The organism is Pseudoalteromonas sp. 68 DY56-GL68, assembly GCF_041414825.1.
In the GTDB taxonomy this organism is placed as follows: Bacteria; Pseudomonadota; Gammaproteobacteria; order Enterobacterales; family Alteromonadaceae; genus Pseudoalteromonas.
On sequence record NZ_JAOCZL010000018.1, the window covers coordinates 79934 to 100899 of the forward strand.

The following is a 20966-nucleotide window of genomic DNA, read 5'->3' on the forward strand; positions in this document are numbered from 1 at the left end:
CCTTAGTTGCCTTGGTTAAGTTTAAAGTCTAGTTGTACTTGAAGACCAAATTGCTTTTGTGGTTTTCCGTCAATAACTTTAGGACGGTACTTCCACTTACGCAATGCACGCTTAGCTTCGCGGTCGAAGATACGTTTAGGATCTGCATCGATTACCTCAACGTCTTCTACCCCACCCACTTCATTGATAGTAAATGAAAGTTGAACCCAACCTTCTTTACCATCACGCGCTGCTTGCGTTGGGTATTTTGGTTCAATACGAACGATAGGTGTCGCATCACCGTCACGTCCAAATGCACCTGGACCACTTAGGCCACCGGCTGTGCCACCCACATCGATACTTGGCATATTAAATGACAAGGCACCAGTGTTAGGGTTGCTGTTTTCCGGCTGAGGCGGCTGCGGTTTAGGCGGCTGCTTTGGCGGTGGTGGAGGCGGAGGCGGAACACGCTTCCTCTCCTGCACCTTAGATTCAGGCGGATTCGTCATAATTTCGACTACGATCTGCTCTTTTTGTTCAGTCGCACGGTCAGCTCCACCGGAGATGAGGTACGCCATGAAGTAGAACAAGCCGAAAGTAACTGCCCCACCTGCAATCAGTGAAAACAGAAAACGAATCATTACTGATCTCCAGCTATTGAAATTCTTAGGTTGTCACCCGTCGCTTTAATCTGGTCCATAACTTTAACCACTACGCCGTGTTTTGCTTCTTTATCAGCTTGCAAAATTACAACTTCAGTAGGTTGTTCTGCTAATAAACTTTCAATTTTTGCTGAAACACGTTCAACATCAACTTGCTGTTTATCAATCCAGATTGCACCGTCAGCACGAATAGCAACAAAAATGTTCGCATTTTTCTGCTTCGTAGCTTGGGCAGCTTTAGGTTTATTGACTTCGATACCAGCCTCTTTAACGAACGATGTAGTTACGATAAAGAAAATAAGCATGATAAATACGATGTCAAGCATTGGCGTCATATCAACCGCTGCTTCTTCTTCTTCACGAAAACGTTGTTTACGTGCCATATTTAATTCTCTCTCTAGTGATGAGGCATGCTATCTACAAGTTTAGCTTTCGCCATTCTCGCTCTCGCTTCAAGACGTGAGCTAAAGAATACTCCAGATAGTGCCGCAACCATTCCAGCCATTGTTGGGATCGTTGCCATTGAAATACCTGATGCCATTAAACGTGCGTTACCAGTACCTTGAGTTGCCATGGTTTCGAAAACCGCGATCATACCCGTTACAGTACCTAATAAGCCAATTAAAGGACAAACAGCTACTAATGTCTTAATCAACAACATACGCTGATCTAATTTTTCAGACGCTTCAGAAATCCATGCTTCACGGATTCTGTGTGCGTACCAAGACGTAGTGTCTTGGCGGGCATCCCACTGAGCTACAATGTTCTTCGTCATACGAGGAAACTCAGCTAGTAGGAACCAATAGCGCTCAATCATTAAAACCCACATAAGAAAGAGTGCTATCGCGACCACGTATAATACCTGGCCGCCTGTGCCAACAAAATCCCTGATAGATTCCCAGATCTCCATCAGGACTAGCATTAGGCTTTCTCCTTCTCCGCGTGAGCTGCGATGATACCAGCGCTTTGCTCATCAAGGACATGTAGAACCGACTTACTACGACCCGCAACAATTGAGTGAAGTAGAATAAGTGGTAGAGCTGCAATTAGACCTAACGCTGTAGTAACAAGTGCTAGAGAGATATTACCAGCCATGATCTTCGGATCACCTGTACCGAACAATGTGATTGTTTGGAACGTAAGGATCATACCGATTACCGTACCTAGTAGACCTAGTAATGGAGCGATTGCTGCCAAGATCTTGATGATGTTGATACCAGCTTCGATGCGAGGCGTTTCACGTAGGATTGCTTCGTCAAGTTTAAGCTCAAGGTTTTCAACGTCTTGATTCTTGTTGTCAGCATAAACCTTAAGAATACGACCCAGTGGGTTGTTTGTATTCGGCGTAGAAAGGTTTTTAAGCTGGCTCTTAATCTTAGTGCTAGTAAGCGCAAGATCAATGAAACGTACTACGAAGATTAGTAGACCAACAAGTAATAATACTGTGATGATGTAACCTACTTCAGCACCTTGCTCGTAGTATTCCATAAGAGATTTTTTCTGCGTGTTGATACGTAAGATTGCGCCACGTGTAGGGTCAACAAATACGCCTGTGTAGTTATCAGCAGAAGTGTTTTCTAAATCAGAAATACCAGAAAGGATGTAGCTATCAGGTTGCTTACCTAGTGGTTGAATTGATTTAGTTTCTGGAGAGTAAATTAAATAACCGTCGTCAGTTACTAAGTTGAAGTTACCGATACGTGTTACTTTTTTCACTGTAGCTGAACCGTCAAGACCAGCCACTTCAGTTTCGAAAGTTGAAACCTTAGCTGATTCTGTCATTTCAGTTTGAAGTGCAATCCAAAGCTCTTCTAATTCACGAACTGTTGGTAGCTCTTTAGCTGCCGCAAGTGAACGAAGTACTTCAGCACGTCCTGGTTTTTCAGCAGAAACAAGTGATGCTTCGATAGTACCGATTGCATCTGCAGCTGAACGACGTACAACACCGAACATTTCGCCTAACGTACCTTGTGCATTAAGAAGCTCTTGCTCTTTTTCTGCTAAAGTATTTTCGTTTTGCGCATATTCTTTAGATAAGCGATCGCCACGTGCTTTTTCAGCAGCTAGCTCGCTTTTCGCTTTATTAAGTAACGCTTGCTTGTCAGCACGAGCTGAAAGGAACTCTTGTTCACGTTGCTTATTTAATTTACCTTCAGAGATACGCTCTTGCTTTACTTGCTCAAGAATTTTGTCTAAAGCACCAGTGTTTGCGTGTGCATTAAGCGCGGTACCTGCAGAAACAGATAGTACTGCTGCAACAGCAAAACCTTTAAATAGTTTCTTCATTATTGATTACTCCGCGCCAAAGATTGGTAGTTTAACAAGTTCTAATGTCGCTTGTTTACGCGCCATACGGATAACTTCTTTAACAGGTTTTAGGTATTCTTCACCTAATGTTTTCCACTGTTTTGTATTGTTATCCCACACCCACGCATGCTTAAGGTCGAAAGACTGAGCTACGTATGTGATGCGGCCTAAACGACCAAAGTCAACGTTGATGCTTTTACCATCAATTTCAAGTGTACCTTGAGAAGCTGTTACTGCTGAGCTGTATGCAGCTTCAACTGTGTATGCTTCTAGCACTTGGCGGAATTTTTCAGATGTAGTAACTGACGCTGATGCCATGATGTCACGAAGTCTTTCAACACGTGCAAGACGGTTTTCAAGATTGAACGGAACGTCCGCTTTGATGAATTGCTCAAGCGTATCGATCATGCGATACATCAAAGGCACAACGTTTTGTTTCGTGTTATCGATTGTCGCGATTTGACGGTCAAACGATTCGATAGATGCGTTTTGGTCAGCGACCAAACGTGCTACGTGATCGTTGTACACTTTCATAAGCTCAGTTTCATCAACAATGCTACGGTACTCAGCGATTAGCTCTTGAGTTTGACCATAGATATTGTCAATTTTAGTTTGAGACTTAACAGCAGCCTTTTGAATTTGTTGACCTGCATCTTGCACATCTTTCAAAGGATCTGCAATCACATTGCTGCTTGCAAATGCAAATGCGCCAACCAACGCAGATGCTACAAGACTCTTTCTGATTTTAACAGACATAGTTCCCAACCAATTAAGTAATGTTACTTTTATAATTTAATTATCCTCCGAAGAGGACAACCCTGATATCTTTTAATAGATATCAACCCTCCAATAATGCTAAATGCATCTAGCTCTGTCAACTTGATGTTCGGGTTTCATCGGAAAAAATTGGTTACTCGTCGTTGCAGGGAAAATAGCCAAAACAACGAATTAACAAAAAAATAACAGAGGTATTTAAAGGAAAGTTCTATAGCCCTTTACTGGTAAACATTGGGTCTTGTTTGTGTTTTTGCTTAAACATAAATGTAACATTTTGTAAAAACAGTAAAGGGCCATTTAACTCGAAAAAAAAAATCTTTTAAATCGTCTAAAAAATCTCTTTTGAAGAATTTTTATGCACTCAATGAGCAATATTGTACAGCTTGCGTACAATACTGAGGTACCTACTTGGGTGAGTGTATTGACTAAACCCCATGATTTAGGGTGGTCGACTAAAAAATAGCGCGGTCTTTTACAAGCTTTGCTAATGAAATGATTGAGTCAACTTCAAGCTTTTCAAATATTTTTGCTTTATAAGTACTTACCGTTTTGTTACTTATAAAAAGCTTTTCCCCTATATCCTTGTTCGAGAGGCCCTGTAATAGATAGTTCATAACAGCTAACTCTCGCTCTGTCAGTAATTCATCGATATCTTTCTCTGAAGCAATTAGATGCTCTTGAGGGAAAAACGTATAACCTCGTAAAATCATTTCGACAGCAGCCGAAATATCTTCTAGGCTTTCAGCCTTGTTTACAAAGCCTTGTGCCCCCAACTTTGCAGCTGTGCGAATAATATGCTTATCGTGTTTTGCTGATAGAAAAAGCACCTTCCCCGCAAAGCCATTACTCACAGCGCGCTTGTAAAGACTGAACCCATCTGAGTCTTCAAGTTCAATATCTAAAATTGCAAGTGCAATATTATGGGTTTTTAGAAACTGTAACGCTTCCTTTTGACTTGCAACAGCGTGAACTTCGTTTACGAGAGTTGATTTTGCTAGCACCATTTTAATTGCAGTAGCCACCATTGGGTGATCATCTACTAGCAGAATATCATTTCCTATGCTCATCAATTAGTAAACCTTCATTATAATTCATCAAACAACTGTCACTAAACCCAGATTTTTTTCTGTTTTAAGTTTAACTAAGTTTAGCGGGTTATTTTAAGATTGGTGAAATAAATGCAATCGAGCGTAGAACACTTCACGCCTAGCATTATCATTCCCACAACAACAGTATATGTATTTTTTATAAAAACTGTTGATACAGCATATAATACTTTAATTATAGAAAGTAGGTTTTTAAGGAATAGTTAGCTAGTTACAGGATAACTACTGAGAAGAATTTACTTAAATAAGCCTTTAGGAGGAAATGTAATTCGGGACGTTTTGATATTTTTAAATGGGAGGAATGAATTTTGGTGAAACAGAGACTGCCCCACCAAAATATATTCAGGTTCACATAATTACTTATGCTACTTCTACATTCTCAGCTTCAGGGCCTTTTTGACCTTGTTTGATGCCGAAAGATACTTGCTGACCTTCGCTAAGAGTGCGGAAGCCTGTACCTGTAATAGCGCTGAAGTGTACAAATACATCAGGACCATTTTCTTGTTCAATAAAACCAAAGCCTTTTGCTTCGTTAAAGAACTTAACTTTACCAGTAACCGTGTTTGACATACTAAATTTTCCTGTAAGTCAATAATTAAAAATTCAGCCGTAGTGGCTCTATCCTCCCTGAGTGAATGCCCAATAAACTTGGGGTAAAGTACAGGAAGAACCAATAACCAAACCGGTAACCGTACAAGCCGCACATTATCCGTAAATTCAATACGCAAAAACTCAAAGCAACTACAGACTAACACATTAATTTTATTTTAGCTCTAATAATCGAAAATTATTTTGAGGTCAACTGCCACAGCAAAAAAATATGACGATAGTATTTATAAGCAATTAAAATATAATGAAAAAGCCCACTAAAAAAAGTGGGCTTTTTGGTTGATTGCTATATAGGCTTATTTAACTTGCCAATCCATTTGTGCTTCAGCCTTGATTGGAACCACTTTTGAATCGCCTAGCTTGTAGCTTGCAGGCACCGTCCAGCTTTCTCTTACTAGCGTGATAGTGTCTTGATTTCGCTCCATGCCATAAAAATCAGGACCAAAATGACTCGCGAAGCCCTCAAGCTTGTCCAAAGCGCCCGCTTCTTCAAACGCTTCAGCATATAATTCAATCGCAGCGTGGGCAGTATACGCACCAGCACAACCACACGCCGCTTCTTTTTTGTCTTTATAATGCGGCGCAGAGTCTGTGCCTAAAAAGAATTTTTTACTTCCGCTTGTAGCAGCTTCAATTAGCGCCTGCTGATGAGTATTTCGCTTTAAAATTGGTAAGCAATAGTAATGTGGGCGGATACCACCGGCTAACATATGATTACGGTTATAAAGCAAATGATGCGCTGTAATTGTTGCAGCTACATTCTCAGAGGCCTTGTTAACAAACTCGACAGCATCCTTTGTAGTGATATGCTCAAGAACAATTTTAAGTGTTGGAAAGTCATTAACTACATCGGCTAACACTGTTTCTAGAAATACTTTCTCGCGGTCAAAAATATCAATTGATGAATCAGTGACTTCGCCATGTACAAGTAACAACATACCCACTTCTTGCATTGCCTCAAGCACTGGGTAAATATTTTTAATTGACGTCACACCTGAATCTGAGTTTGTTGTCGCGCCTGCAGGGTATAATTTAGCCGCAACAATTTTACCTGTTGCTTTGGCTTTTTTAATTTCTTCAGGCGTTGTTTTATCAGTTAGGTAAAGCACCATTAGGGGCTCAAAATTACCTTGCGGGCCAGCGGCTTTAATTCGCTCATAGTAAGATAATGCGCTTTCTGTACATGTAGCCGGTGGAACAAGATTAGGCATAATGATCGCACGCCCCATATAACGGCTTGCATCACGAACAGTGTCGGTGAGTTGATCACCATCACGTAAATGAATGTGCCAATCGTCTGGGCGAGTGATTGTTAAAGTTTGCATCGAATTTAAATCTGACATTGCTGGTTTCCACGGCTAAAGTTAGAGGGATAGCGTAAACTATAGGCAAATAACCTCGCTTATTTACCCAAGTTCATATTCAGGTGACTAGTTTACACCAGTTAAAGTTTTTTTTGAAAATAACTTTGTGGATATATAAATAGTAGGTTAAGTTAATAAATTAACAGCTAATTTGAGTCAGTTTTCTTTTTATGTCTAAAAGGTTAGATACCGCATTTGCACTTGAGGTCAAAACAGACCAACTACGTATAATAAATCAGTTTTCATCGTCATTGATGCAGCTAGATACGCTAGAAGAATTACTCGATTATGTAACATCTCAGGTTGTAAACCGCCTTGGTTTTATTGAATGTGTTATCTATTTAGCTGATGACGAAACACGTACATTAAAAGAAGTTGCTTCACTGGGAACTGCGAGTTCTTCAGATACCTACCATATAGACAGAACTGAAATCAACTTTGACCAAGGGATCACCGGTTATGTTGCATCATCAGGACTCCCTCTGATGGTTGGCGATGTCACTCAAGATAGTCGTTATATAGCGGATGCCCGCCCTGCTCTTTCTGAGTTATGTGTGCCCCTTGTTTATAAAGAAAAGGTCTTAGGGGTGATTGATTGCGAGCACCCACAAAAACATTATTATACAGATGCACACTTAGAGGTGCTCTCAACGGTTGCTCATTTACTGAGTGCGAAGATAAATCAAGTTCGCACCGTTGAAAATTTACAGCAAACTGTAAAGCAATTAAATGATGCTCAAAAGCTTGAAAACAGTATGTTGCAAATTGCAAACTTAACCTATCAATCAAGCGAACTAGACAGCTTTTTTGAATCGCTTCACAGTATTATTACCTCTTTACTGCGAGCTGATAACTTCTTTATCGGTTTGTATGATAAACAACTAGATGTACTTGATTTAGTCTATATTATTGAAGAAGGTGTTCGTTCAAACGCACACAAAAAGATTTCCAAAGAATTACTCAAGGACACCGCTTCGTATTATCTTTTAACGATAGACCAGTCTCTATTATTTAATAAAGAAGAGTTTGAAAAACATATAAAAGCAGGCCATTTTAAGATGGTTGGTAGGCAAGCAGAATCTTGGCTCGGTGTGCCTTTTAAAGTAAATGAACGTATCAGTGGTGTAATTGCAGTTCAAAGCTACAGTAAACATTACCATTACAGTGAACATGATCGTGCTCTTCTCACGTATGTAAGCCGGCAGATAAGTATGGCAATTGACCGTCAGCTTTCGCGCCAAGAACTGGAACATAAAGCACTGCACGACGAACTCACAGGCCTGGCAAACCGCTCATTACTTATCGAGCGAGTTAAACACGGGATTTTACGCTTAGCTCGCTCTGATGAAAAAAGCCAACATGCCCTACTTTATTTAGACTTCGATCGCTTTAAGAGTATTAACGATTCGCTCGGCCATGAGGTTGGCGATCATTTTTTAGTAAAAATTTGTGAGCTAATACAAGGAACGATTAGAAATACAGATACATTCGCGCGCTTGGGCGGTGACGAATTTGCTATTTTTATGGAAAACATTACTGACAAACAACAAATTGATGATGCACTTGCACGTATCCAATTGGCACTTGCAGAGCCTCTCAATATCGATGGTCACCTATTGCAAGCTTCAACGAGTATCGGTGTTGCATTTTGTACGACTGAAAAAGACAAGGCTTATAAGTTACTGCAACATGCTGATGCAGCTATGTATGAAGCAAAATCTTCAGGTCGCGGACAAGTCAAATTTTTCAATAACACAATGCGCAAGAAATTAAAGTCACATGCAGATATTGAAAATGACCTACAACATGGCATCGAGCATAACGACTTTGAACTTTACTACCAGCCTATTTTTACTATTCAAAGTAATGAAGTTGTTGGTTTTGAAGCGCTTGTTAGATGGCATCACCCTAGCAAAGGTTTAGTGGCCCCTAATGATTTTATTCCGATTGCTGAGGACACAGGGCAGATCATTAATCTTGATTTGCACTTATTAGAACTTGCCGCAAAGCAGATATTCGCTTGGCATAAACAAGGAACACCTTTTTTACGTGTCACTGTCAATGTGTCATCTAGGCATTTTGCCAGCCTCGACTTTGTGAGTCAGATACATGACTTATATAAAAAGTATCAATTACCGCTGGGCTCTTTATGTTTAGAAATAACAGAGTCAGGCTTAATTGGTAACCTAGAGTTGGCAACAAAAATAATAGAAGGCCTTGCTCCGCTTGAAGTCAAACTATGTTTAGATGATTTTGGTACAGGTTACTCTGCACTTGGTTATTTACATCAACTACCCATTCATATTTTAAAAATTGATAAAAGCTTTATTGATCATTTAAGGAAAGAGCATAACCCACTTGTTGACGCTATTCTTTCCTTAGCCCAATCATTAAAGCTGGATGTAGTCGCAGAGGGAATTGAAACAGAGCAACAATTAAACATTTTAAAACAAACACAATGTAAGTTTGGCCAAGGCTTTTTAAAGGCCAAACCTATGCCAGCCAGTGAAGCTGAAAAAATAATTCTAAATGGTCTTTAAAGCCTAAGAGTCACTTAGGCTTAGTATGTTTATGAGGTTAGCCTAACTCTCGGCGTAACTCTTTAGCGGCAGTAACCATATTTTGTAATGCTAAGCGTGTTTCTTCCCAACCGCGGGTTTTTAGACCGCAGTCAGGGTTGACCCAGAGCCTCTCTACTGGTACTTTTTTAGCCGCTTTATGAATTAAGTTTTTAATCCAAGCAATATCGGGGATATTTGGGCTGTGAATATCATATACCCCAGGCCCGATATCATTCGGATAGTCAAAATCCTCAAATGCTTTTAATAGCTCCATATTTGAACGAGATGTTTCTATCGTGATGACATCTGCATCCATGTCTGCAATACCCGCGATGATGTCGTTAAACTCCGCATAACACATATGAGTATGAATTTGTGTTTCATCTGCCACTTTCGATGCACAAACACGAAACGCATAAGCAGCCCAATCCAAGTACGATTGCCAGTCACTTGATTTTAATGGCATACCCTCTCTAAAAGCGGGCTCATCGATTTGAATTATCTTTATACCAGCTTGCTCTAAATCGACAACCTCATCACGAAGCGCTAATGCTATTTGCTTAGCAATAGTAGGTTTATCTAAATCATCACGGATAAATGACCAAAATAGAATAGTCACTGGGCCAGTTAGCATTCCTTTCATTTTTTTCGTTGTTAGAGATTGTGCATAACGCGTCCATTCAACTGTCATAGATTGCTCTCTCGACACATCGCCCCAAATAATCGGGGGTTTTACACAACGCGTGCCATAACTTTGTACCCAACCAAATTGGGTGAATGCAAAGCCTTGCAAAAACTCCGCAAAGTACTCAACCATATCGTTACGCTCTGCCTCACCATGCACCAAAACATCGAGCTGTAACGCCTCTTGCTCTTCAACAGCATAGCGAATTTCTGCTTCCATCTGCTGACGATACTCAGCAGCAGGCAAAACCCCCGCTTTAAATTCTTTACGTGCTTTACGTATCGATTGAGTTTGCGGGAAAGATCCTATCGTGGTGGTCGGTAGTAAAGGTAGCAGAAGTGCGCTTTGCTGTTTGGCTATTCGAGCTGAGAATGGACTAGACCGTTTAGCATCTTTGTTAGTTAATGTACTCAGACGGTTTTGTACATCTTGATTATTAACTCTTGCTGATATTAAACGTTTCTTAACTGGCTCACTGTAATCGCACAGCAACTGTGTTTGCCCTGTGTTAAGCGCATTACGCAATAGTTGTAACTCTTCGCCCTTTTGTTTGGCAAAAGCAAGCCACGATTTTATTTCACTATCTAATTGCTGCTCTTGATCTAAATCGACAGGTGTATGAAGCAACGAACAAGATGGTGCAAGCCACAGGTTATCGCCTCTTTTTTTAGCTAACGCGTGTAATACAGAATACTTCTGCGTTAAATCACTGCGCCATATATTACGACCGTCAATAATACCCAGTGAAAGTACCTGCTGTTGTGTTATTAAGGTATCAAGCTTTGATATATCGTTATTTCCTGCAACACAATCAAAATGCACACCGTCTACAGGGTAATTAGCTATATCGGCAAAATAATCATCTACCGAGTCAAAATAACTGGCAAGTAGTAACTTAACACCTTGTCCTGAAAGCGTCGCAAAACTTGTTTTAAGTGCCTTTTGCTGGCCATCGTTTAATTCTAAAGCAAGAACTGGTTCATCTATTTGAACCCACTCAACACCCAGCTTTGCAAGCTTAGCTAATACCTGTCGATAGACAGGTAAAAGTCTTTCGAGTAATGATAACGTATCAAACGACTTTCCAGCAGGCTTAGCCAAATGTAAATAAGTCACAGGACCAACCAACACAGGCTTCACCTTGTGGCCTAATTGATGAGCTTCTTGCACATGCTCAAATAGTTCAGTCCAAGTCAGTTCGAATGTTTGATCTTCCGATAACTCAGGAACAATATAGTGATAATTTGTATTAAACCATTTTGTCATCTCACTTGCCGCACATTGACATCCAGTAGGCGCTTGCCCTCTAGCAATTCTAAAAAGTGTATCTAAGTCAACGTTACCTTCCTCACTATGATGGCGCTTTGGAATTGCTCCCACCAAAAGTGATGTATTCAAAACATGATCATACCAAGCAAAGTCACCTACAGGCAGTAAGTCAATACCGGCATTAGCTTGTAGTGCCCAGTTTTCTTCTCGAATAGACTTACCTCGTTCGAGTAATACCTGTTGGTTTATTTTTCCTGCCCAATAAGATTCTATTGCGAACTTTAACTCACGTTTCTTTCCTATTCGAGGAAAGCCTAAATTATGTAATTGTGCCATATCCATTCCATTTAGCTGTTTAGATGTCTAAAACATTAGCGATGAGATAAACCTAATTCAACTGATGCTTTCTCAGTTTCAACTTGAGGTAATTTCATGGATTTAAAAAACTATTTAAATAAAAAACAAATGACAACGCTGTCAATTTAAGTAATAAAAGTATATTGTAAATATGAGGTAAAATTCCTCTGAAACTTTAGACGTCTAGACGTTGAAAAAACATAATTGTAGGCGTACTATGTCTGTAATCTGAGTTTGACTCACATTTTTCATGAGATTTTTTAAAGATGATCGATATTAAACACTTAAAAACCATAGCAACCCTTAAAGAAACAGGATCTTTGGTCAATACAGCCCGAGAGTTGTTTTTAACTCAATCGGCTTTATCGCATCAAATTAAAGATCTTGAGAATAAGTTAGACTGCCAACTTTTCGAGCGTAAAACTCAGCCCGTACGCTTTACCCCACAAGGTATGCTGTTACTGGAGTTAGCAAACGAAGTTTTACCACGTGTTGAAGCAACAAAATGTCGTTTAAAAGAAAGCCTTAATCAACCAATTTCAAACCTGCGTTTAAGTGTCGAATGCCATGCTTGCTTTCACTGGTTATTACCGACGATAAAAGAGTTCAACAACTTTTGGCCAGATATTAAAGTCGATTATGAAAGAGGCTTTAGTTATGATGCTATTCCTGATTTGATGAATGATGAATTGGACTTAGTACTCACATCTGATATCCGTGAGCCAGACAAATTAGAGTATGCGCACTTATTTGATTTTAAGTTAAAACTGATTGTTTCGCCTGATCATGAACTGGCTAAAAAAGCCTATGTCACCGCACTGGACTTAAAAAACGAAACGATAATTTCTTACCCCATCCCACGTGAACGCCAAGATATCTTTAAACATTTTATTCAAAATGCACGATTTGATGGCACGCTGAAAACGGTTGACCAAGGCTTATTGATATTCCAATTAGTGAGCGCAGGTATGGGGGTTGCGGCTTTGCCGGATTGGTTAGTGACCCCTTATGAAAGCCAAGGGCTCATTAAATCCATTCCGTTAGGTGCATTAGGGTTAACACGCCCGATGTATTTAGCAATGAAAAAAAATATGAAAGATAACCCTGTTTATCGTCACTTTTTAAATACGTGTAAACAAAATAACGGCCGTTAATAAAAGCCCCCTTACTGGTTTAGTCCATTTTACCAGTGAAATATGCGCCACTGGTTTGATGCAGGGGCGCAGAAGTCTCCATAGAGTCAGACTGGATTATCGATATCAATAAAGGTGACATCAAAACCATGCTGCTCAGCTAATAGCTCACCCAGCGCTTTAATGCCGTAACGCTCTGTCGCGTGGTGACCTGCTGCAAAAAAATCGATACCTTGTTCACGTGAGCTGTGAATAGTTTGTTCAGATGCTTCACCTGTCAAATAAGCGTCAATATCCTGCGAGGCAGCTAAATCAATATACCCTTGTCCACCACCCGTACACCAAGCAATAGTGTCGATTTTCTCTTCTCTAACTAAGCTTGTTAACGGTGCGCGATTGAGTACTTGGGTTATTTTGTCGGCAAATTCTTCAGCAGTTAATGGTGTTTTTAAACGTCCTTTTACTGGCACACTATTTGGACCGGATTCAAGCCCTCCAGTGAACTCAATATCGAGTAACTTTGCCAATTGTGCGTTATTACCAATGTCAGGGTGTATATCTAGCGGTAAATGATAGCCGTATAAATTAATATCATTGTTTAAAAGCGCTGCAATACGGCGCTTTTTCATCCCCGTAATTGGCTGCGACTCTCCTTTCCAGAAATAGCCATGGTGCACCAAAATCGTATCTGCATTTTCTGCAATAGCGGCATCAATCAATGCTTGGCTAGCTGTGACACCCGTTACTATTTTTTTTACTACGCTCGAACCTTCAACTTGTAAACCATTGGGGCAAAAATCAGCGATTGAGTCAGGTTTAAGAATATCGTTTAGTAATTGAGTAAATTGTTTGCGTTGCATATAAAAATCGTTCTCCAACCCTCTATTTTGTGCAAATTTTGGCGGTTATGAGCGAAAAATGGAAGGAAAATCGCAAAAAATTGAAAAGTAAGCTAAAAATAGGTATAAATAAATATTCTTAATCTGTGTTTACAACGTATAGGGTCTCTGATGAGCAAACTAGACAAAACAGAAGTGTTAAATGCCTTCGAAGCAGCATACGAAGCAGCGAATGGTAAGAAACCTGAAATTACTACAAAACCTGGTTGGTATAGCATCGATGGTGGCAAAAACTTGCGCCTAGCCGATGTTGCAGCGCTGACTGAAGAGCTTACTTCTGGTAAAACAGCTGAGCCTAAGGCAGAAGAAGCACCAAAAGCCCCAGCGAAAAAAACCAAAACTAAAACCGCTGAGCCAGCTAAAACAGCAAAAAAAGCATCGTTCACAGTTGTTAAAGCAAACGATGATGGTTACAAAGCTGAAGAGCTATGGATTGTTAACCTAGCTGAAAAAGACCACGATTGTCGTTTACCGCGTGGTGTTGTGTAATCAAATTACACTTAGCAATTTTAAAAACCGCTACTCGTTAGCGGTTTTTTTATATCCTTCCAGCAGGATATTTAATAGCCATTGACTAAAATAACCAAATAACACAATAAAAACAGTGCCAATCAATACAGGCATCACTAAAAAATCCCAACTTTGCAAAGATTGTATAATCAAAATTGGGTTTGCGCCTGCCGCTGGATGTATTGTGTCTGTCAGCATCATGAGACTGATTGCCAGCCCTGTGGCGATAGCAATTTCAACAGGCCCTACACCGACATAATTTACAAATACAACACCGATTAATGCAGTCAAAAGATGCCCACCGATAACATTCTTCGCTTTCGCAAGCGGACTGTGTGGCACACCAAATACCAACACGGCAGTTGCACCAAACGGTGCCATCAACCAAATACCGTAATTTCCTAATTGCTGTAAATAGGCCAACACAAAAATTGCCATACAAGCAAACACACCTGCGATAGCCGCTCTACTCACTTTATTTTCCATAACGCCTCCCAAAAGTAGACCGAGTTGTCTACCCGACAAATAGTAGACAACTCGGTCTACTTCTGTCAAGATATTATTAGTCACCAATTGAGAGCTTGTTATGGATAAACGAACACATATTATTTTGAACGCCCTGTCACTTTTTTATCAAAAAGGCATTCATAGTGTGGGAATCAACGAGATTATTAGTGTCGCGGGTGTCGCTAAAAAAACCATGTACCACCATTTCGCAAGTAAAGATGAACTACTACTAGCGTGCCTTAATGAGCGACATAGCCGGTTTTTAAATTGGTTAACGCAAGCCACCAGCAAGCAAACAACTATTGAAGAATTTAAAGTCGCTTTGATCAGCTGCCATGAAGCTTGGTTTAACTCTGAGGTGACTGAGTTAGGTGATTTTAATGGCTGTTTATTTATTAACACTGCTGCTGAATTTGCTGATCCTGCAAGTCCAATTAATCAAGCCTGCAAAGAGCATAAAATGGCGGTACAGCAGTTAATAAAACAGCGTTTATCAAACTGTAACAACATGGATAGTTCTCAGCTGAACTCACAGAGCCATTATTTGATGACGCTTGTAGAGGGCATGATCTGCCAAGCAAAGCTAGTTGGAATTAAACAGTTTCCTCATTTAAAACAATAAGTAAATTATAAAAAGCGGCACTATGGCCGCTTTCAGTTTAGATTTTCGCTATGTTAGATTTTTTCAAAATATAACTTTTCGCGTTTTTTCTCACCCACTTCGTTCATGGTTGCAGCATCAAATAAACGACCATTAATCATGGTGTAATCGATTTTATCTGTATCACGAATATTCGTTAGTGGGTTACCGTCAATAACGATTAAATCGGCAAGCTTACCCGCCTCAAGTGAACCGATATTTTTATCAAGGCCAATGTATTTAGCAGGATCTAAGGTTGCTGCACGAATTGCTTCAAGTGGTGTCATACCACCTTGCGCAAACATCCAAATTTCCCAATGTGCGGCTAAACCTTCACGTTGGCCGTGAGCACCTAGGTTCACTAAAACACCTAAGTCTTGCAGCTCTTTTGCAACACGGGCGTTGTTAAAGTGGTTATAGTGATGATCGGGCGCCTTAACACGACGCATTGAGCGAGGTAAAAGCTGGTTCTTTGGTACAAACTTACTCAAGCGTGGGTGATTCCACACATCTGTCTTGTCGTACCAATAATTTTCACCCCAAATACCACCGTATGCGACACCCAGTGTCGGTGTGTAACCTACATCACTTTGTGACCAAAGCTGGCGAATATCATCATAGATATTGGCAACAGGAATTGAGTGCTCAATACCCGTATGACCATCAACCACCATGGTTAAGTTGTGCTGCAGTAATGAACCGCCCTCTGGCACAACCATCATTTCAAGTTCACGACCTGCTTCAATGACTTGCTGACGCTGTTCACGACGAGGTTGGTTATATGATTTAACACTAAACGCGCCCACTTTCTTTAAGCGCTCAAGGTGGAATTTGGCATCTTCTAACGAATCAATATGCGACGTGTAACCAGGCATATTCGCACCATATAAAATAGTACCCGTTGAGAAAATACGAGGGCCGACAATCATGCCTGCTTTTTGCATTTCGCTTGCAGCAAAAATCTCAGTGGTGTCGTTTGATGGATCGTGAATCGTTGTCACACCTAACGCTAAGCCTGCTAAGTTCTTCCAGTTTTGCTGTGGAATGATCTCATCGCTACCTTGCGAGCCGTGCGCATGCGCATCAACAATCCCAGGCATAATCGTCTTACCAGTTACATCAATTACCTCAGCGCCTTTAGGAATAGCAACACTCTCTTTACTGCCAACCGCTTTAATATGCTTACCATCAGTAACAATAACGCCGTTTTCAATAACCTGCTCACCATTCATAGTGATAATGCGTGCGCCAGTTAAAGCGAATACTGATTTCGGCTCGGCCATGGTTTTTGTAAAACCGATGTTATCACCACTTTTAACTTTAAAATCAGTCTCAGCATTTTGGTTAATATCAAATAAACCCGCTAGGCTTGCATGATATAACTCAGGGCCTAAGCTCCAATAAAGTTTATCGCTTGTGCCACTCCAACTGATGTTTTCACCCGCGCGAACAGAAAGCTGCTCAATTGGGAATTGGCTATCTTTCGGACCAATGTTAATGGTTTTACCACGCTCAACAAATGGCGTAACAAATACTTTAAAACGCTCTGCAAACGCTAAGTATTGACCATCTGGTGATACTCTAAACTCTGTTGCATGTTCTGATTCGTAAAGTTTACGAACTTGCTTTGATTCAAGCTCAACAACACTTAATGTTGGTTTTGGCCAAGGACTCATCACATATATACGGTCGTTCGCTGCACCAAATTGCGGCTGATAACCTGATTTAGTGATAAGTGTTGAATCACCGCCTTTTGCATTTACTGAGTAAATACCCGGCTCTAATGACCATGTTGGGTTAAGGACACTGCCGCCAGACGCTTTACGGTAAACAACCGTTTTGCCATCAGGGCTGAAAGTTGGCTCTACATATTTACCTGGCTCTTGAGTAATGGTATCGCCACGGCCACTGCGCGCAGATACAACACGGATTGAGCCCTGTTCGTTATCATCCCATGTGGTGTAAACAATTTTCTTACCATCACGAGAGAACTGCGGGAATAATTCAAAGTGATCGTCTTGCTTAGTCAGGCGTTTCACTTTGCCAGACTCTAAATCACGTTTATAAATATGACCAAGCGCTTCAAATATAGCCGTTTCACCATCCGGTGAAATTTGTACATTGCGCAGCATTTTCACATCAAAATTATCGCTATCGATGTTTTGTGTAAAACGCACGGCTTTTTGAATTTGCTTATTGGTCTCAACTTTAAATGGAATAGTCGAGACAGACTTATCATCCACCTCTAGCTTATGAATGGTACCACCCGCCCAAAAAACCAATTGTTTGTTATCTGGTGTCCAAGCAATTGTTGGGTATACGCCATGAATAGCCCATGTTTCTTGCATATCACGCTCAAGCTCGCCATAGAGCTTGGTATGCTCACCGGTGTGAAGATCATATAAGTACAAGCTTGTTTGGAAATCATCACGCTTTATATACGCAAGTTTTTTACCATCTGGTGAAGGTGTCGGTCGAATAGCCCCACCCATGCCATCAATGATAGTTTCAATCTCGCCGGTTTCACGGTCATAGCGTTTAATTTTATAAATACCCGCTACAGAGTCTTTAGAGTAATGAAATGTTTTGCCCGGCGTTGCATCATGCGAAAAATAAACATAACGACCATCCGGTGAGAACATTGGCTCGCCTAAGTCTTTTTGGTCGTTTTCGCGTGCAGTTAGCTGTACACCTTTACCACCCGCTTTGTGGTAAAGCCATACTTCACCAGCCCCTAAAGAGCGGCTTGCAGTAAAGTGCTTGCGCGCAACTAAGTAATCACCATCAGGGCTCCAAGCTGGGCTATTTAACAGACGAAATGTTTCGCTCGTGACTGCTTTTTGATTTTCACCGTTTAAATCCATAACCCAAATGTTATCGCCACCACCTTGGTCTGAAGTAAACGCAATGTGCTTACCATCAGGGCTAAAGCGTGGTTGCATTTGCCATGCAATATCACTGGTTAATTGCGTTGCTGTGCCACCCGACATTGGCATGGTATAAATATCGCCAAGTAGGTCAAACACCAGAGTTTTACCATCAGGGCTAATATCTACGTTCATCCACGTGCCCTGCTCAACACTAATTTTAGCGTCTAGGAATTGGCCTTTTGGTGCGTCCACCTGCCATTTGTCATCATTTGACTGCTCAGCTGCCACCACTTGCCCAGTTAGAGCAAGTGAAATAGATACAGCTAGGGCCGTATGAAGCATTTTCTTCATTGAAGTCTCACTTTTTATTGTTTTGCTTATTTGCACACTTTTAAGATTGCACCAAATAGCATAGCAAGATTCCAGTGATTCGTGTTAAACAGACGTAAATAGTCGACTAATGCCACGCAATGGGATCAAACTGATAATAGCCAACCAGCAAGTGATAAATCTCAGGGTCAAATTGTCTCAGTTCAGCAGGTTTTTCTAAAAAGGTTTCGGTGATGACAGCAAAAAACTCTGCCTCATTGGTCGCACCATAACTATGAATAACATGAGGCATGCCGTAAGCTAAATGGGTTTTGAGTTGATTAAACGCGCGGCTAAATACTTTTGCCCATTTTTGGTAATCTTCATTACTAGCAAGCAGTGGTGTGCCCGTGGTTTTACCGGTTTCTTGGTCGAGCTGATGGGCAAATTCATGAAACACTAAATTATGACCATCACTTGGTAAGCGGTTCCCCTCTAGGACATCATGCCAACTCAATACCAGCGTTCCGCCTGGCCATGATTCCCCTTGACGAACAGCGTTGTGATAACTTACCAAACCGGCACCATCTCGCGAGGTCTCGGGCGCATAATATGCACTAGGATACAATAAAATTTCTCTAACATTACGGTACAAAGGCCAGGGTTTATTGAGGACTAACAAGCACGCATCAGCAGCAACTATCAACTTCATAGATTCGTTAAGTTTTAAGCCATCACAACCAATAAAACGTTTTTCATTTAAAAACCAAACGATATGTCGTTCCAGCTTTTCACGATCGGCGTCGGTCATTCTTTGGTAGATGGGCATGTACTTTAGCAACAAATTCTTTTGCTGTGAGTTAAGAGCAAAACGATGGTACTTTTTTTGCCAAAAATGATTTCTAATATCATCCCAGCGCCAATAACACACAATAAAAATAACTAAGGAAAGTAACAAAAATAGGTTAAGCATTACCATCGCCTAAAAAACGGTCTTAGTAGTTAAATGTGTGCAAACAAAAAAAGATCAATACTTGAAAAATTAATTGAACATTAAAAGCCGTGTTAAACACGGCTTTTACCATCATTAACGGTATAAGGGTTGCCAAGCACAGGTTCTACGTCCGTTGCGCTCAAAATAAAAGTTATTACAATTTGAATCATAGTTACTATTACCAACATCAATACGATAATTACTGATATAACGGTTATGTAATGAAACTTGCTGACCATTTTGTAATAAAGTGAAGTGCACGTGTGGACCAGATGATTGTCCGCCTTCGCACAGTGCTTGGTTATAACTATTCGCATAACGACCTAGCAACGTTCCAGGCTGCACAGTGTCACCATTATTGTATTGTAAGTTAGACATGTGGTAATAATTAGTTGCAAAGCCACTTGAGTGCGTTACCCGTATATTACATGACGAAAAACGAGTGATGACTCCACCATGTGCGGCTTGAACCCAAGGCGTATTACTTCCCCATCCACCAGAACCATTGTTAAAGTCTAATGAAGAATAAGGATAACCTGAGCCAGTGTTTGAATGCGCTCCACCACTATACCAATAATACCCTTGAGACCAAGGTAAGTTCATAGTAAATGTGGCTTGAACCGACTGCTCTTCCCCTGAGAAAGTGACCTGGTCTGTGTTCAAGATTAGAGACTGTTCGGGTGATAGTTGCTCGAATATATCTAAGAAGCGAGTTAAAGAATCATTTGGCTGACCATGCAAATTATGCTGCTTACTCATCATGCTGGCAAGCGCAGCTGTAGCAGCAGTACTCACTTGTGAAGGCCTAATTAGATGCTTTATGGAATTTGAGTTTTTATCATGCTTTACGGCTTGCTCTTGCCAGTGTTTGAAGGCATAGAAACGTTGACTTAATTTAAATACAACGTCTTTCACCTGCTCATCAAACCCTTGCTTATCAGAGATAGTGTTAAACACGCTTTCTAATTCAACCGAAGGATCAGAAAGTCCCTCACTTTGCTGTTCAATCAGGGCCAAAATCACTTTTGGGTTAATACTATAATAGCCAGCCCAGTGTAGTATAAAAGCTTGTTTACTTTGAAGCTCAGGGGCATACGATGCGAAGTAGTTATCCCAATCTTCATTTAATAGATCATTATTAAATACAAATGTTTGGTCATCCATAATTAATAATGAATTAAGATTCAGTTGTTCAACTGCTTGGTCTGAAAATTCAAACGTTTCATGGTTATGCACACCGGCAAACGCTATAGAAGAAAAACCAAGTCCAGTCGTAACCGCAAGTGTTAGTAAATGTTTATTCATCTTTTTGTTCCCTTTTATAAAACCCCATACGGGGAACAAAAATGTAGATCAAAAGTGAATTAATTGTTAATTTTATATTCTTATGTAAACATTTACGTAAGTAATGTACCTTTAATAACACCA

18 protein-coding genes are annotated in these 20966 nt (G+C 40.5%); 4 read left to right on the forward strand and 14 right to left on the reverse strand.

Annotated elements, in window-relative coordinates:
* Positions 1–2: 2 nt before the first annotated feature.
* The 8 genes from NYF15_RS08820 to pyrC all read right to left on the reverse strand — a co-directional run bounded on the left by NYF15_RS08820 (position 3) and on the right by pyrC (position 6783).
* Entirely contained in the window at positions 3–620 is a 618-nt protein-coding gene (locus tag NYF15_RS08820; RefSeq protein ID WP_062570717.1) for an energy transducer TonB, read from the reverse strand.
* Positions 620–1024: a biopolymer transporter ExbD gene (locus NYF15_RS08825; protein WP_058585247.1), complete on the reverse strand. Its 405-nt coding sequence runs from the start codon at positions 1022–1024 to the stop codon at positions 620–622. The genes NYF15_RS08820 and NYF15_RS08825 overlap by 1 nt, the downstream gene beginning before the upstream one ends.
* A 14-nt stretch (positions 1025–1038) precedes the next feature.
* Complete coding sequence (locus NYF15_RS08830) at positions 1039–1563, reverse strand: MotA/TolQ/ExbB proton channel family protein (protein WP_054551558.1); 525 nt, start codon at positions 1561–1563, stop codon at positions 1039–1041.
* Positions 1563–2927 (reverse strand): MotA/TolQ/ExbB proton channel family protein, encoded by a 1365-nt coding sequence (locus NYF15_RS08835; RefSeq protein ID WP_062570715.1) that lies wholly within the window; start codon positions 2925–2927, stop codon positions 1563–1565. Before NYF15_RS08835 ends, NYF15_RS08830 begins: the two co-directional genes overlap by 1 nt.
* Positions 2928–2933: 6 nt before the next feature.
* Positions 2934–3704: a DUF3450 domain-containing protein gene (locus tag NYF15_RS08840; protein ID WP_130151398.1), complete on the reverse strand. Its 771-nt coding sequence runs from the start codon at positions 3702–3704 to the stop codon at positions 2934–2936.
* Positions 3705–4177: 473 nt separating this feature from the next.
* The gene (locus NYF15_RS08845) at positions 4178–4792 is read right to left on the reverse strand and encodes a response regulator transcription factor (protein ID WP_130151397.1); all 615 of its coding nucleotides are present in this window, start codon (positions 4790–4792) and stop codon (positions 4178–4180) included.
* A 399-nt stretch (positions 4793–5191) separates the two neighbouring features.
* Positions 5192–5401 carry a cold-shock protein gene (locus NYF15_RS08850; protein ID WP_036967526.1) on the reverse strand — a complete coding sequence of 70 codons (210 nt, stop codon included), beginning with the start codon at positions 5399–5401 and terminating at the stop codon, positions 5192–5194.
* 335 nt (positions 5402–5736) lie between these two features.
* Positions 5737–6783: a dihydroorotase gene (pyrC, locus tag NYF15_RS08855; RefSeq protein WP_371353350.1), complete on the reverse strand. Its 1047-nt coding sequence runs from the start codon at positions 6781–6783 to the stop codon at positions 5737–5739.
* A 191-nt stretch (positions 6784–6974) separates the two neighbouring features.
* Here pyrC and NYF15_RS08860 point away from each other — a divergent pair, with 191 nt between their 5' ends.
* Positions 6975–9344 (forward strand): GGDEF domain-containing protein, encoded by a 2370-nt coding sequence (locus tag NYF15_RS08860; RefSeq protein WP_237119372.1) that lies wholly within the window; start codon positions 6975–6977, stop codon positions 9342–9344.
* Between the two features lie 37 nt (positions 9345–9381).
* Here NYF15_RS08860 and metE read toward each other — a convergent pair whose 3' ends face one another.
* Complete coding sequence (metE, locus tag NYF15_RS08865; protein ID WP_371353351.1) at positions 9382–11655, reverse strand: 5-methyltetrahydropteroyltriglutamate--homocysteine S-methyltransferase; 2274 nt, start codon at positions 11653–11655, stop codon at positions 9382–9384.
* Between the two features lie 287 nt (positions 11656–11942).
* Here metE and NYF15_RS08870 point away from each other — a divergent pair, with 287 nt between their 5' ends.
* The gene (locus NYF15_RS08870; RefSeq protein ID WP_237119374.1) at positions 11943–12830 is read left to right on the forward strand and encodes a LysR substrate-binding domain-containing protein; all 888 of its coding nucleotides are present in this window, start codon (positions 11943–11945) and stop codon (positions 12828–12830) included.
* Positions 12831–12916: 86 nt separating this feature from the next.
* On the opposite strand, the gene NYF15_RS08875 is transcribed toward NYF15_RS08870, so the two are convergent.
* Positions 12917–13669: a Nif3-like dinuclear metal center hexameric protein gene (locus NYF15_RS08875; RefSeq protein ID WP_371353352.1), complete on the reverse strand. Its 753-nt coding sequence runs from the start codon at positions 13667–13669 to the stop codon at positions 12917–12919.
* A gap of 150 nt (positions 13670–13819) precedes the next feature.
* Between NYF15_RS08875 and NYF15_RS08880 the strand changes: the two genes are divergently transcribed.
* Positions 13820–14197, forward strand: coding sequence for a hypothetical protein (locus NYF15_RS08880; protein WP_371353353.1), 378 nt, complete (start codon positions 13820–13822; stop codon positions 14195–14197).
* A gap of 30 nt (positions 14198–14227) precedes the next feature.
* Here NYF15_RS08880 and NYF15_RS08885 read toward each other — a convergent pair whose 3' ends face one another.
* The gene (locus NYF15_RS08885; RefSeq protein ID WP_371353354.1) at positions 14228–14704 is read right to left on the reverse strand and encodes an HPP family protein; all 477 of its coding nucleotides are present in this window, start codon (positions 14702–14704) and stop codon (positions 14228–14230) included.
* A 100-nt stretch (positions 14705–14804) separates the two neighbouring features.
* On the opposite strand from NYF15_RS08885, the gene NYF15_RS08890 reads away from it, so the two are divergent.
* Positions 14805–15347 (forward strand): TetR/AcrR family transcriptional regulator, encoded by a 543-nt coding sequence (locus NYF15_RS08890; RefSeq protein WP_371353355.1) that lies wholly within the window; start codon positions 14805–14807, stop codon positions 15345–15347.
* Between the two features lie 53 nt (positions 15348–15400).
* Here NYF15_RS08890 and NYF15_RS08895 read toward each other — a convergent pair whose 3' ends face one another.
* The 3 genes from NYF15_RS08895 to NYF15_RS08905 form a co-directional block, all read right to left on the reverse strand.
* Entirely contained in the window at positions 15401–18586 is a 3186-nt protein-coding gene (locus tag NYF15_RS08895; protein WP_371353356.1) for an amidohydrolase family protein, read from the reverse strand.
* Between the two features lie 106 nt (positions 18587–18692).
* Positions 18693–19517 (reverse strand): M90 family metallopeptidase, encoded by an 825-nt coding sequence (locus NYF15_RS08900; RefSeq protein ID WP_130151387.1) that lies wholly within the window; start codon positions 19515–19517, stop codon positions 18693–18695.
* Between the two features lie 114 nt (positions 19518–19631).
* Positions 19632–20843 carry an elastinolytic metalloprotease pseudoalterin gene (locus NYF15_RS08905; protein ID WP_371353357.1) on the reverse strand — a complete coding sequence of 404 codons (1212 nt, stop codon included), beginning with the start codon at positions 20841–20843 and terminating at the stop codon, positions 19632–19634.
* Between the last annotated feature and the right edge of the window lie 123 nt (positions 20844–20966).